The sequence below is a fragment of the Pseudomonas sp. A-R-19 genome (assembly GCF_019956575.1).
In the GTDB taxonomy this organism is placed as follows: domain Bacteria; phylum Pseudomonadota; class Gammaproteobacteria; order Pseudomonadales; family Pseudomonadaceae; genus Aquipseudomonas.
The window spans coordinates 107,790-121,404 of sequence record NZ_JAHBDR010000034.1; the positions used below are offsets into that span (position 1 = coordinate 107,790).

General features: G+C 59.3%; 13 protein-coding genes and 2 pseudogenes. 13 read left to right on the top strand and 2 right to left on the bottom strand.

Annotated elements, in window-relative coordinates:
- The first annotated feature begins 3 nt into the window (after positions 1-3).
- The 3 genes from cyoE to KGA88_RS04600 all read left to right on the top strand — a co-directional run bounded on the left by cyoE (position 4) and on the right by KGA88_RS04600 (position 1,686).
- On the top strand, positions 4-891 hold the full coding sequence (cyoE, locus tag KGA88_RS04590) for a heme o synthase (protein ID WP_007986830.1): 888 nt from the start codon (positions 4-6) through the stop codon (positions 889-891).
- Positions 892-1,030: 139 nt separating this feature from the next.
- Entirely contained in the window at positions 1,031-1,375 is a 345-nt protein-coding gene (locus KGA88_RS04595) for a hypothetical protein (RefSeq protein ID WP_033047368.1), read from the top strand.
- The gene (locus KGA88_RS04600; protein WP_007970375.1) at positions 1,372-1,686 is read left to right on the top strand and encodes a helix-turn-helix domain-containing protein; all 315 of its coding nucleotides are present in this window, start codon (positions 1,372-1,374) and stop codon (positions 1,684-1,686) included. Before KGA88_RS04595 ends, KGA88_RS04600 begins: the two co-directional genes overlap by 4 nt.
- A 62-nt stretch (positions 1,687-1,748) precedes the next feature.
- Here the strand turns inward: KGA88_RS04600 and KGA88_RS04605 are convergent.
- Together KGA88_RS04605 and KGA88_RS04610 are read right to left on the bottom strand one after the other, a co-directional pair.
- A pseudogene (locus tag KGA88_RS04605) lies at positions 1,749-2,024 on the bottom strand (DUF3077 domain-containing protein); the annotation flags it as partial.
- 272 nt (positions 2,025-2,296) lie between these two features.
- The gene (locus KGA88_RS04610; protein WP_223589234.1) at positions 2,297-3,715 is read right to left on the bottom strand and encodes a PLP-dependent aminotransferase family protein; all 1,419 of its coding nucleotides are present in this window, start codon (positions 3,713-3,715) and stop codon (positions 2,297-2,299) included.
- Between the two features lie 148 nt (positions 3,716-3,863).
- Here KGA88_RS04610 and KGA88_RS04615 point away from each other — a divergent pair, with 148 nt between their 5' ends.
- The 10 genes and pseudogenes from KGA88_RS04615 to KGA88_RS04660 all read left to right on the top strand — a co-directional run bounded on the left by KGA88_RS04615 (position 3,864) and on the right by KGA88_RS04660 (position 13,211).
- A complete protein-coding gene (locus KGA88_RS04615) occupies positions 3,864-4,964 on the top strand; it encodes a hypothetical protein (protein WP_223589236.1) in 1,101 nt (366 codons plus the stop codon).
- 43 nt (positions 4,965-5,007) lie between these two features.
- The gene (locus tag KGA88_RS04620; protein WP_223589239.1) at positions 5,008-6,288 is read left to right on the top strand and encodes a biotin carboxylase; all 1,281 of its coding nucleotides are present in this window, start codon (positions 5,008-5,010) and stop codon (positions 6,286-6,288) included.
- A gap of 48 nt (positions 6,289-6,336) precedes the next feature.
- Entirely contained in the window at positions 6,337-6,831 is a 495-nt protein-coding gene (locus KGA88_RS04625; RefSeq protein WP_102701083.1) for a RidA family protein, read from the top strand.
- Between the two features lie 83 nt (positions 6,832-6,914).
- A complete protein-coding gene (locus KGA88_RS04630) occupies positions 6,915-7,400 on the top strand; it encodes a cupin domain-containing protein (protein WP_110660590.1) in 486 nt (161 codons plus the stop codon).
- 265 nt (positions 7,401-7,665) lie between these two features.
- Positions 7,666-8,312: pseudogene (gene yfcF, locus KGA88_RS04635) on the top strand (glutathione transferase).
- A 32-nt stretch (positions 8,313-8,344) separates the two neighbouring features.
- On the top strand, positions 8,345-9,685 hold the full coding sequence (locus KGA88_RS04640) for a KamA family radical SAM protein (protein WP_223589242.1): 1,341 nt from the start codon (positions 8,345-8,347) through the stop codon (positions 9,683-9,685).
- A 31-nt stretch (positions 9,686-9,716) separates the two neighbouring features.
- On the top strand, positions 9,717-10,589 hold the full coding sequence (locus KGA88_RS04645) for a branched-chain amino acid aminotransferase (protein WP_223589244.1): 873 nt from the start codon (positions 9,717-9,719) through the stop codon (positions 10,587-10,589).
- Between the two features lie 21 nt (positions 10,590-10,610).
- Positions 10,611-11,369, top strand: coding sequence for a TauD/TfdA family dioxygenase (locus tag KGA88_RS04650; RefSeq protein WP_223589247.1), 759 nt, complete (start codon positions 10,611-10,613; stop codon positions 11,367-11,369).
- Between the two features lie 67 nt (positions 11,370-11,436).
- A complete protein-coding gene (locus KGA88_RS04655; protein ID WP_223589249.1) occupies positions 11,437-12,396 on the top strand; it encodes a diiron oxygenase in 960 nt (319 codons plus the stop codon).
- Positions 12,397-12,410: 14 nt separating this feature from the next.
- Entirely contained in the window at positions 12,411-13,211 is an 801-nt protein-coding gene (locus tag KGA88_RS04660) for an N-acyl homoserine lactonase family protein (protein WP_223589252.1), read from the top strand.
- Positions 13,212-13,615 lie beyond the last annotated feature (404 nt).

Here is a 13,615-nt window from a genome sequence, read left to right on the forward strand (position 1 = left end):
CGCATGTCCCTTAAGCACTTTATCCAAATCACCAAACCGGGGATCATTTTCGGTAACGTGCTTTCTGTGGCAGGCGGATTTTTCCTGGCCTCCAAAGGGCATGTCGATCTGGCCATCTTCCTGGCCGCCATGATCGGCACGTCCCTGGTGGTTGCCTCCGGTTGCGTGTTCAACAACTGCATCGACCGCGACATCGACCTGAAGATGGAACGCACCAAGAACCGCGTGCTGGTCCAGGGCCTGATCTCCCTGAAACTGGCCCTGATCTATGCGACCGTCCTGGGTGTCGCCGGCGTTGCCCTGTTGTACAAGGTGGCCAACCCATTGGCCGCGCTGTTCGCAGTCATCGGCTTCGTGATCTATGTCGGCTTCTACAGCCTGTACCTCAAGCGCAAGTCGGTTCACGGCACGCTGGTGGGCAGTCTGTCGGGCGCCATGCCGCCGGTGATTGGCTACGTCGCCGTCAGCAACACCTTCGACATGGCCGCGCTGACCCTGCTGGTGATGTTCAGCCTGTGGCAGATGCCGCATTCCTACGCCATCGCGATCTTCCGCTTCAACGATTACCTGGCCGCATCGATTCCGGTGCTGCCAGTGAAGCGCGGCATCCAGGTGGCCAAGAAGCACATCCTGATCTACATCCTGGCCTTCCTCGTGGCGACCTTGATGCTGACCTTCAGCGGCTACGCCGGCATGAGCTACCTCGCCGTCGCCGCGGCCATGGGCATGTACTGGCTGTACATGGCCTGGACCGGTTACAAGGCAGTGGATGACACGGTCTGGGCACGCAAGCTGTTCGTGTTCTCGATCTTCACCATTACCGCGTTGAGCGTGATGATGTCCCTGGACTTCAAAGTGCCGACCGAGTTGCTGCTGACGTATGCGCCGTAAGCGTCGGACATGCTTTAAAGAAAAGCCCCGCCTTCGAGAGAAGAGCGGGGCTTTTTGTTGGGGGAAGTCGCAAGGGCTGCTCGTCAGGTAGATGTTTCGATGGTTGCCTGACTATAGGCAATTTGCTTATAGTTGGCTAATGCGAACCGTATTCTTCGAAACCACATCTTTCACTGCTACCGTTGGTAATTATCTGACGGACGATGAGTATCGTGCGTTGCAGTCGCACATGCAGTTGAACCCGCAAGCGGGTGATGTCATGCCTCGAACAGGCGGTTTCCGAAAGCTGCGTTGGGCTGATGGACGCCGAGGTAAAGGTAGGCGAGGTGGCTTGCGGGTTATCTATTATTGGCTTATGAATGATGGCCAGTTCTGGATGTTTGCAATTTATGACAAAGATGAGCTTGAGAATTTGACCGCCGACCAAGAGAAGGTGCTCAAGAAAGCCATAGAGACAGAGTTGAAAAAACGAGGTACCCCATGAAAAAACGCGACCTGTTTGCAGAGTTGATGCAGGGCGTTGATGAGATGGCGGCTCAACGCGAAGGCAAGATTACATTGCGCAATACGGTTGTGGAGGACATCCCTGCACCTGAGGTGGGGGCGCAAGAAATCGTTGCGCTACGGGAAAAGCTACACATGTCCCAGGCTGTTTTCGCCAAGCGAATTCGAACCAGTCCCAGCACCCTGAGAAACTGGGAGCAGGAAAAGTCGAAGCCCAATGCTCAGGCCGCTTTGCTGATCAGGCTGGTTGAGAAGTTTCCGGATATGGTTGATCGACTGGCAGTCGTCTGATCACATCGTCGAATATCTGAAAAGCCCCGCGTTTCAAACGAAACGCGGGGCTTTTTCATTCCCGCGCGGTTGTTACACGGTGCATCGAGCACCTTCACCACGTCGTCGATGATTGCCTTGCTCATGTCCTGCAAAAAATGCGAGGCCCAGGCGTGTCGGTCGGAGTCGCGAACCATGGCGGCATCTGAGGCGAGCAGTTTTGCGAGGTGGAGCAGGTCGGAGGCGTGGTAGAGGGCTTCGGTTACCGGGACACCGGCGTTGATGCGGAACAGGGGGTCGTTGGCGTGGTAGGAGAAGGGGGTGAGGCCGATGGTTTTGAGGTCTTGGGGATTGGTCATTGGGCTTCACCTCTTGTTGGGCTGGAGATGGAGGGGCATTGCACGAGTGTGTAGACACAAAAAAGCGCCGGCAATCGTAGCGATCCGGTGGCCGGGGATCTCATTGGGCACCGCAACCCCTGTGGCAGCGGGCCTGTGGCGAGGGAGCTTGCTCCCGTTCGGCTGCGCAGCAGTCGTAAGTCTGCGGATGCGGTGTTTCTGAATGAACGCAGGGGAGCGCTTCGCACTCCAGCGGGAGCAAGCTCCCTCGCCACAGAAGAGGTGACTGTCAGTTACTTAAGTGGTTTTTCGAGCAACCGGAAAAACCGTTCCCGCACCTGCAAGTTGTCGCTGTGAGCCACGTTGAAGCGCAGGAACTGGCTGGCATTCGGGGCTTTGCTCAGCAAGGTACCCGGCGCCAATACCATCTTGTTCTCCAGCCCCTGGCGAGCCAGGTTCTCGGCATGCAAGCCCTCCGGTAACCGCGCCCAGATAAACACACCTTCGCCGGGCAACGAGGAAAGCGAGCACCCAGCCTCCGCCAGCCAACCGGCCACACGACTATTGGATTCATACAACCGATCCACCGTGCGCCGCGCATGTTTGGCATAGCTGCCATCGCTGAGCATGGTGCAGGTGATCTGCTCCGCCAGTTCCGAGGTCACGCCGCCGCAGGCCATTTTCAGGGCAACCATTCGCGCTGCCAGTTGCGGTGACAGTACGGTGTAGCTGACCCGACTGTTGGCGGTCAGGGTCTTCGAGAAGCCCGACACATAACTCACGTTGTCCAGCCCGCTGGCCGCCAGGCGCGGGGTGCGGCGTTGCTGGATGTCGCAGTACAGATCGTCTTCGACGATGTGGAAACCATGGCGGTGGCTCAGTTCCAGCAAGCGGTAGACCTGGGCCGGGGTGAACGAGTGGCCGGTGGGGTTATGCAGCGTGCTGTTGGTCATGTACAGCACGGGTTTGTGGGCGATCAGCAGTTGCTCGAAGGCGTCGAGGTCCATGCCGTCGCAATCGCGGGCGATGGTGATCACTTTGGCCCCGTGCAGCGCCAGGTTGGCGTGCATGTTGAAGTAGCACGGATCGTCGAGCAGCACGGTGTCGCCGGGTTTGACCAGCAGGCGCATCAGCAGGTCGATGGCCTGCATGGTGTTGGCCGTGGTGATGATCTGGTCCACCGGCGCTTCGATGCCGAAGGTCGCCAGTTTCACCCGCAGGGCCTGGCGCAACGGCACGTAACCACCGGCCACGCCGTACTCGCCCATGCGCAACGACGTCGCTCGCAGGGTACTGCGCACGGCTTTCTGCAATTCTTCGGCGGGTAGCCACGAGGTCGGCAGGAAGCCGCAGCCGGGGCGCAGCGCGCCGTTGTCCAGCAACAAGGCGCGACGAATCACGCTGAGGGTGTCCTGGGGTTGCAGATCCGGGCCGGTGCCACTTTTCAGCGCCGCTTCGGAGCGGTGCACGTAATGCCCGGAGCCCTGGCGAGACACCACCAGCCCCTTGGCCCGCAAGCGGTCCAGCGCATCGACCACCGTGGATTTGCCCACGTTCATCAAGTCGGAGAGTTCGCGAATCGGCGGCAGCTTGGCGCCATGGGGCAGGCCGCCCGTGCTGATTGCCTGGGTCAGCTGATCGACGATCTGCTGCACCAGCGGCACGCCAGGCTGGAATTCAATGGCGGCAATGACTGCGCGTTGAACCTGCATTTTACTGGTCTCTCCGGCAGTAAAGTTCGTTGGATTCTATACGAACTTGCCCTGATCAGGACAAGCCTCTCTCTCTACCATGCTCTTACAGACTTTTCTGAATGTCGGCCTTGATTGGCGGGCGTTCACCCGGTTCCTGAGGTGCTGCATGAGTGTCGAAACAACGGTCGCGGTGGCCAAGCCGGTCATTAACCTGCGGTTATTCACGATCCGGATCATCACCGCTGTCTCGCTGTTCGCGGTACTGGGCAAGGCCAACGTCTGGCTCGACACCGCCACCAACAGCATCCTGGCCCTCGGTTATCGCGCCTTGCTGCTGCTGTTGCCCCTGACTTTACTGGTGCTTGGCCGTCGCTCCCTGAGCGTCACGCTGCTGTGTGCCGGCCTTGGCCTGGTGTTGCTGGCGCTGACCAGCAATCAAGGCATGGTGATGTTTGCCGCCGCACTGTTCGCCTACGGCATTGCCATTGCCGGTTACCTGATCAAGAGCGAAGCGGCGCAGACCAAGGAAGGCGCGGCCTACAACCGCGTGGCCATGAACATGGGCAGCCTGGTGGCCGGTTTGATCCTGCTGTCGCCATTGCTCACACCTACGATGTTTTTCCTCGGCGCGGCGGCCTTCGTATTGCTGTGCCTGCCGATCGCCCTCGGTGCGACCTTCACCACCGAACCGCTGACAGCCCGCCCGGCCAGTCAGGCCGGCAGCACCTGGGGCAACAAACTGCCCTGGGTAATCGCCGGGATCATCATGGGCATCAAGCTGTTCGGGGTGTTCTCGATCCTGCCCCAGGCGATCCTGCTCAAGACCGGCGAGCTGCCGGCCTGGTACGGCTTGATGCTGATCCTCAACAGTGCCGTGGTGGTCTTCGCCCAGGTGCCGGTGATGAAAATGATCGAGCGCACCGGGCGCTTCAAGGTGCTCGCGGTGATCGGGATCATCGTCGGTGGGTTTGCGGTGCTGTCGTCGCCGGCGGCGTTTCACGTCGAAACCCTTGCCGGGGCACTGATCTGGGTAGCGCTGCTGTCGATCGCCGAATGCGCCTTCAGCTACCTCGATTACTTCTCGGTCAAGCAAAACAACATGTTCGTCAAGGAAGTGTCCCTGGGGGTAGGGGCCGGGCTGACCGTGTTGATCATGCGAGTGGTGCCGGCGCCGTACAACGCGCTGGTCCTCGCCGCCATCGGCGCCGGCGGGATCCTGGCCTGGTACTGGCTCAACCGTAAATCCAATGCGTCGTTGCATGACTGAGTCATCGCCGTCGCGGATTTCACTTAGCAGGTCGGGGGCATCAATGAATACGACTTCATGCGTGGTAGTGGTCGGTTACAACGGTAATCGGGTTCACGACATCCGGAAACTGCGCGAGCTGTGCAAGTCGCTCTACAACGCCAGGCTCATCCTGCTGGTCGAGAAAATTCAGCCCCATGATGATCAGGTGGCCGATCACGTCTGCAGCACTTCGCTGGCCGAGAAGGATGTGGCCGCGTCCCTTGAGCTGATCGTCGGGTGCCTGAATGCCGACAGCTGGAAGCTGATCGGCGTACTGCCGTTCTCCGATCGTGGCGTGCTGCTGGGCGCCGCGCTGGCCAGTCACTTCGGTTTGCCGGGCATCACTCCCGACGAGGCACGGGCGGGCCTGGACAAGCAGATCTTCCGCCGCCTCGAAGCGGCGGCGAGCACCGCCCCCGAAGAATACCGGCCGGTGTTTTCCGCGCGGATCGAAAGCCTGCCGGAACTGCGCCAGCGGGTCGTCGAACTGGGCGGCAAGGCCTTCATCAAACCGGCCTGCGAAGGGGCGAGCCGAGGCTGCCGCGTTATCCATCACCCTTCGGAATGCGATGACGCCTGGCTCGCCCTGAAGCCTTATCGCGAAGGCGGCATCGTCCTTGAAGAGCTGGTGCAGAACGCCCGTGAATACAGTTGGGACTACGTGGCCGGCAGCACCTGGGTGACTGAAAAAACCACCACCGAAGGCGCCTACCGCGCAGAGATCCAGCAAGTCGTCCCCGCACCGCTTGCGGCTGAGGTACAGGCGCGTCTGATGGCAGCCGGTCGGCATATGTCCGGTTTAGTGTCCCGGGACAATGGTGCCTGGCACAACGAAGTATTCCTGCGCAGCAACAACCTGACTTCCGCCGTGGAAACCAACATGCGCCCCGGTGGCATGCACATCTGGGACCTGGCCAAACGCGCCTTCGTCGATTTCGATCCGTGGGAGCGCTGGGTACGCTGGGCGGTGGAAGGCAAGACCGAACAGCATGAACCAGTGGCCCGCGGCTATTGCGGCATTCGCCTGCTCAAAGCGCCGGCCGGCGGCATCTTGCGTTCGACGCCTGACATCGAGGCCCTGGCCCGCGCACTGTGTATCGATCTGGTGGAAGGCCAGTACGCCAAGCGCATCGGCGACTCGGTCAGCGCGCAGGTCAAAGACAACTTCTCATTCATCGGCCACATCGTGCTGTTCAACGAACACTACGGGCAACTGAGCAACGACCTGTTGCGTCTGGCCGAGGTGATTGAGTCACGCATCGAGGTGACTTGCCTGGCACCGTCCACCCGCGCCGTGTGTTGAACAGGCAAGCGCCAACGTTTTTGTATTTCTGATCAGGAGGTTCGATCAATGATCCAGCACATGACCTGCGATGAACGCTTCATCGCCCTGGCCAAGGAGTTTGGTTATGACATCTACGGCGAAAACACCGCTGGCGGGCATTACGCACCGCTGATCCGTCATCACGATGAGCTGTATATCAGCGGCCTGGTGCCGCGCATGAATGGCAAGATCCATTATCCCGGCCGGGTCGGGCTGGACCTGAACATGGCCGATGCGCAAGCAGCCGCCAGCATCAGTGCGATGCGTGGGTTGGCGTTGATCGTCGATGCCATTGGTTCACTGGACAAGATCAAGTCATTGATCCGGGTAACGGTCTATGTGAAGTCCACGGCGGATTTTGTCGATTTGAGCGAAGTGGCCAACGGCGCCTCGGATGTGTTCAGTCATGTGCTGGGCGATGCCGGTAAACATACGCGCACCACAGTCGGTGTTTATCAGTTACCGAAGAATGCCGCGATAGAAGTGGACATGATTGCGGCCTTGCGTCCATCGGTGTTGTAAGCTGTTGTCCGACTTTACAGCGCTGAACTGTTAACTTAATGTTTAGCGCTAAAGTAGGGATAACAAGAAGAAGGGACGTGCAAATGGATAACTTTCAAGGTGCGTTTTTTTCATATAAGGATTTTCGTCAAAGCCTGCATCATCGACCGTTAAGTCCAAAGGTCTGGAAAGGCAGCGAGCTGGCCGGTATGCGTCAGACCCTTGAAGCCAGCGACGTTGATATTGTCGCGTTGGCTCACGAAAAAAGCATCGAGGGTTGTGAAGTGACTCCTGGGATGGCGATTGCCATGCAATGGCTGAACCCCGGTGTGACGCTCAACGGCCATGCCCATTCCTGGTGGCATCTGTTTGTCATCCAGTGCGGCAGCGGCGTGCTGTCCCTCGGTGATGCCGACGGGGTCAACGTCAACAGTGGCGACGTGCTGCTGGTGCCGGCCTGGACCCGGCATGGCTTCGTCAACACCAGCAAATACGAGCCTCTGGCGATGCTGAACATGAGCAATATGCCGCAAATGGCATTGCTGTCGAACTTCGCCGACAGCCACGGCCTGATCACCACCCAGCCGTAATTCCTCCCGACAATGCTTTCGTAGGAGCCGGCTTGCCGGCGATAGCGTCCCTGAGACCGCCATCGCCAGCAAGCCGGCTCCTACGTTTTTCATTTCCTTCACGACCTGCTCCCGAGCCTGCTTTTTGCCTCTGCGTTTGCCTGCGTAAACAAACTTTCTGTATCGATTGAAACGGACAGATTCTGTATCTATTCAGCCTTCATTCAACTAACTAGGATCACTTCAAATGCACGTTAATTCCTGCAGTTGATGAATGGAGTGTTTTATGGAAAACAGGAAGCTAAAACTGTATGTCGGCGCCGATTATGTCAGCGCTTTTGCGATGTCGGCTTTTGTGGCGCTCAAGGAAAAGCAACTTTCATTTGAACTGGTTACAGTTGATCTGAAAGCTCGCGACAACTATCTGGCGAGTTATCGCGATCTTTCACTGACGTGCAAAATTCCAACTTTAGTTCATGAAGGTTTTGCCCTGTCGGAATCTTCGGCGATTGCCGAATACCTTGATGAGCTCTCCCCGGGGCATAAAAAACTGTATCCACAGGACTTCCAGCAGCGCGCCCACGCGCCCGTCAATTGCAGGCCTGGTTGCGCAGTGACTTGCTGGTGGTGCGCAAGGAGCGGCCGTTTGACCTGGTGTACTTCGGCAAGAAAAACACCGCGCTGTCCGATGAGGCCCAAGCCGCCGCCGAGCGCCTGTTCTTCGTCGCCGACCATTTGCTGGAAGAGGGCGCCGAGCATCTGTTCGGTGACTGGAGCATTGCCGACACCGACCTGGCAATCATGCTCAACCGACTGGTTGCCAACGGTGATCCGGTGCCGGCACGGCTCGCGGCGTATGTGCGTCGCCAGTGGGATCGCGACAGCGTCCGGGCGTGGATGGACATAGAGCGCAAAGCGCCGGCCATCGCCTAACAACACTCAGGGCATTCACCAGGAGCGCGGCCATGCAAGGATTGTCGGAGCACGAACGCTACAGACCCTATAACTCACGCACCATCCGCGACTCACCCTACTGGCACAAGCTGACGCCGGAATTGCAGGAAGCCATGACCGTGGTGGCCCGGGTCATGCCGTTTCGTACCAACGAATACGTGCTGGGCACGCTGATCGACTGGAACAACATTCCCGACGATCCGGTTTTCCGCATGACCTTCCCGCACAAAGACATGTTGCTGCCGGACGAATATGCCTCGCTCAAACAACTGATCGAACTGGACGACAGTACTGCGATCAAGCGCCGGATCGAGGCGATCTGGCTGCGCATGAACCCGCATCCGGCCGGGCAGTTGACTCACAACGGCGCCACCCTCAACGGCAAAGTCCTGTCGGGTATCCAGCACAAGTACCGCGAAACCGTGCTGTTTTTCCCCGGTGCCGGGCAGACTTGTCATGCGTACTGCACCTTCTGTTTCCGCTGGGCGCAGTTCATCGGCGAGGAAGAACTCAAGTTCAATGCCCGTGAGTCCCAGGAGCTGGTGAGTTACCTGGAGGTTCACAGCGAAGTCACGGACGTGCTGATTACCGGTGGCGACCCGATGATCATGAACACCCGCTCGCTGGCCGGTTACATCGAACCGCTGCTGGGTTTGCCACACCTCAAGAGTATCCGCATCGGCACCAAGTCCGTGGCGTACTGGCCACAGCGGTTTGTCAGTGACAAGGATGCGCCCGAGTTGCTGGAGCTGTTCCAACGCATCGTCGCGGCGGGAAAAAACCTGTCGATCATGGGCCACTACAACCACCCGGTGGAGATCCGCCAGGTCATCGCCCGCCAAGCCATCGAGCGCATTCGCTCGACGGGCGCGACGGTGCGCATGCAGGCACCGGTGATCCGCCACATCAACGAAAACCCTGCCGATTGGGCGGCGCTGTGGACCGAAGGCGTGCGGCTCGGAGCCGTGCCTTATTACATGTTCGTCGAGCGTGATACCGGCCCCAGTCACTACTTTGCGATGCCGCTGGCCCGGGCCTTCGAGATCTTCCAGGCGGCGTACCGCACGGTGTCGGGGCTGGCGCGAACGGTGCGCGGGCCGTCCATGAGCACCTTCTACGGCAAGGTCTTGATCAATGGCATCGAGACTGTCGCCGGGGAAAAGGTCTTCGTCCTGCAGTTCCTCCAGGCACGCGATCCGCAGTGGGTGTTGCGCACGTTCTACGCGCGCTTTGATCCGCAGGTGACCTGGTTCGACGACTTGCAACCGGCCTTCGGCGAGCGTGCGTTCTTCTTTCAGACCGAGCTCACTGCGGTGCCGGAATTGATACCTGTGTTGCTGGAAACGGCGTAGGAAAAATCATGAACAATGGGGAGATATGGAAATGAGCAGTATCCCGTTTGATCAGCGCGAGGGCGTTATCTGGCTCGACGGCGAGTTCGTCGAGTGGTCCCGGGCGCAGTTGCATGTGCTGACCCATGGCCTGCATTACGCGAGCACCGTGTATGAAGGCGAGCGGGTCTATGACGGCAAGATCTTCAAGCTGCGCGAGCACAGCGAGCGGTTGTATCGCTCGGCCCGGATGATGGACTTTGTCATCCCCTATGAACTGGCTGAACTGGAAGCGGCCAGCCATCAATTGCTGCAACGCAATCAGGTCGTCGACGGTTATCTGCGGCCGGTGGCCTGGCGCGGCAGCGAGATGATTTCCACCTCGGCGCGTTTCAATCGTGTGCATGTGGCCATCGCTTGCTGGCAATGGCCGAGTTACTTCGACCCGGCGGCCCGCATGGCCGGCATCCGCTTGAAAACCGCGACCTGGCGTCGCCCACCGCCGAACAGCAGTCCCTTCGAAGCCAAGGCCTCCGGGCATTACCAGATCGCCACGCTGAGCAAGCACGACGCCGAGAACACGGGCTACCACGACGCGCTGATGCTCGACTGGCGCGGCCACGTCGCCGAAGCCACCAGCGCCAATGTGTTTTTTGTCAAAGGCCGGACCTTGCACACGCCGACCCCGGATTGCTTCCTCAACGGCATCACGCGCCAGACCGTGATCGAACTGGCCAGGGCGCTGGACTACCAGGTCGTCGAACGCACGATTTTGCCTACGGAGCTTGGCGACTTCGATGAGTGTTTTCTCACCGGCACCGCCGCTGAAATTACCCCGGTGCAGAGCATCGATGAACAGCACTATCGACCGGGTGGCGCCTGCCGCGACTTCATTGCCGCCTACACCTCAATCGTAAACGCCTGATCACCTGCCAGGAATCTCACCATGTCAGATCAAGGGATTGTTGCGTCTCAACCTTGCATTTCACTCGGCCATCGTCATGAAGAGCTGTCGACCCTGGGCTGGACCGTGTTGACCCCGGAAAAATTTGCCGATGATGTCGTAGGCACCCTGCGCGAATTCGGTCCGATCATTCCGCAGTTCAATGGCCAGATGGCCTTTCCCATTACCCGCAAGCCGGGTTACGAAGACTTGCCGTATTCCCAGAGCATGAACGGCATCGGCCCGCACACCGAAGCACCGGTGTATGGGCCGCCGCCGCGCTACCTGGCGTTGCATTGCCATAAACAGGCCACGTGCGGCGGTGGGCACACCGGATTGGTGGACGGCTATGAGTTTCTCAAGTCCCTGGAACGCAGCGAACCAGAACTGCGTGAGTGGCTGGATGACACGCCGGTAGAGTTTGTCGCCACCGCCAAACCGGGCGAACCGGGACAGCGGCGGGTCAAGGAGTACATCCTCACGCCTACGGAGGACGGGGATATTTTCCGCTTCAGCTACAACCAGTTTCACTACGGCGATGTAAACCCTTCCACGGAAGCTCTACAACAATCCCTGGTCGCCAACAGCACCTCGCCGCTGGCCAGGTTCGCCGTGCTCGGCGAGGCGTACTTCGTCGAGCACAACGTTGCGGTGCTGATTCCCGACGGATGCCTGCTGATTTGGGACAACTGGCGCATGATCCACGCCCGCAGTCGTTACACTGACCCGGCGCGCAACCTGACCCGCTATTGGCTGGCCTGATATTTCCGGCGCCCTTCATTCTTTTGGCGTACCCCTTGGCGGGTACGCGTATTACAGGTATCGCGTCATGCAAACAGCAATCGAGATCGCCCAGGTCGATCATCAACTGATCGTGCGACTCAACCAGGCCTGGACCAAGCGTGCCTCCGTTTGTGCGCCGGACAGGGCCCGGATCGACGAAGCGTTCGACCCGCTGCGCCCGGATTACCCGGAGTGCATGGTGCCGTTCTTCCATCATCCGAAGTTCCAGGCCTTGAGCGACGAACTCAAGAGCAGCGTGGTGACTTGGGGCTGGATCGGCTACAACCTGCGCACCGTCACCGCCGAAGAACACATCGTCAATCCGGCCCTCAGCGTGATTGCCAATCAGTACCTGGGCAAGGACGACTGGCATTTTCGCGAGGCCATGCAACAAACCCTGATCGACGAGCACTACCACACGTTGATGCACCTGCGCGCGATCGAACGGACCCGGCTGGATCGGGCGCTGGATCAGGATCTGGACTTGCCACCCTCGGTCACTTACCTGCGCCTGAAAGCGCAGCGTGAAGCACTGCCCGAGCAATGGCAGCGGGATCTGGCGGCGATCACCTTTGCGGTGGTGGCCGAGATCAGCGTCAATGCCTATCTGGACTTGCTGGCGGACGACCAGACCATCCAGCCGCAGAACCGCCGCGTGGCCGAACTGCACAACCGCGACGAATATGCCCACAGCAAGGTGCTGGCCGAAGTGGCCAAGGTCATGTACGCGAACATGCAGCCCATTCAGCGGGAATTTTTCGCACGCAACCTGTCGGTGGCGCTGAGTGCTTTTATCGCTCAGGACTACTCGATGTGGGAGGCGATTCTGACGCAGCTTGGGGTCGAGGATGCGGCGCTGATCATTGCCGACACCCGCGAGAGCAACAAGAACGCGACCATCATGCGTGACTACAGCGGTCTGCATAAGCTGGCCCGGGACCTGGGCATCAGCGACCAGATCGATTTCGACTTCCGTCCGACCCTCAAAACCACGGCGCTCGCCTGAACCCGGAGGTGCTTATGTCCACGCCTGTGTACGAAGTGTTCGCTATTCGTGTCGGCGCAAACGCCCAGCGCAGCGCCAGGGAGAATTTTCTCTACGACGCCTGCTGCGGTGATCCGAATGCGCCGATGCCACTGGACTACTACTTCTGGGTCATCCGCAACGAGCAACAGGTAATTGTGGTCGACACCTGTTTCCAGCCGGCCACGGCGGACCGACGCAATCGCCAGATGTACCGCCTGCCGGAAGAATCCCTGCGGCAACTGGACATCGATCCGGCCCGGGTCGAGCACCTGATCCTTACCCATTTGCACTGGGATCATGCCGGCAACCTTGGGCTGTTCCCGACGGCGACGGTGCATTTGCAGGAAGCGGAACTGCGCTTTTGCACCGGGCCGAAAATGGTCCATCGTACGGTGAACAAAACGTATGAAGTCGAGGACGTGATGTCGGCGCTGCCGCCGCTGTTCGAAGGGCGGATGCGTTTGCACAACGGCGTCGTCGAGGTGGTTCCAGGCGTAACCCTGCACCCGGTGGGCGGGCATACGCCCGGCAGCCAGGTCGTGCGGGTGAATACCGGACGCGGCTGGATTGTGCTGGCCTCGGATGCCGCGCACCTGTGGGTCAACATTCGTGAGCGCAGCCCGTTTCCGATTCTCGATGACCTGGCGCAAACCCTCGAAGCCTTCACCGAGATCGACCGCCTGGCCGACAGCGAAGACCACGTCATCCCCGGCCACGACCCACTGATCGCCAAGCGTTTCCCGCACTGGAATGATGACCCGCATATCATTTGCCTGCACCAATCACCGATCTGACCACAAACCCCTGTGGGAGCGGGCTTGCTCGCGAAGGCGTCAGTACATTCAAAACTGACGTGTCAGACACACCGCTTTCGCGAGCAAGCCCGCTCCCACAGTTGATTGCTGTCGTTCACTGATGTTGTGTTCACCGAAAATCACTTGTGTGTGGGCTTGCTCGCGAAGGCGTCAGTACATTCAAAACTGACGTGTCAGACACACCGCTTTCGCGAGAAAGCCCGCTCCCACAGTTGATAGCTGTCGTTCACCGATGTTGTGTTCACCGAAAATCCCTTGTGGGAGCGGGCTTGCTCGCGAAGGCGTCAGTACATTCAAAACTGACGTGTCAGACACACCGCTTTCGCGAGCAAGCCCGCTCCCACAGTTGATTGCTGTCGTTCACTGATGTTGTGTTCACCGAA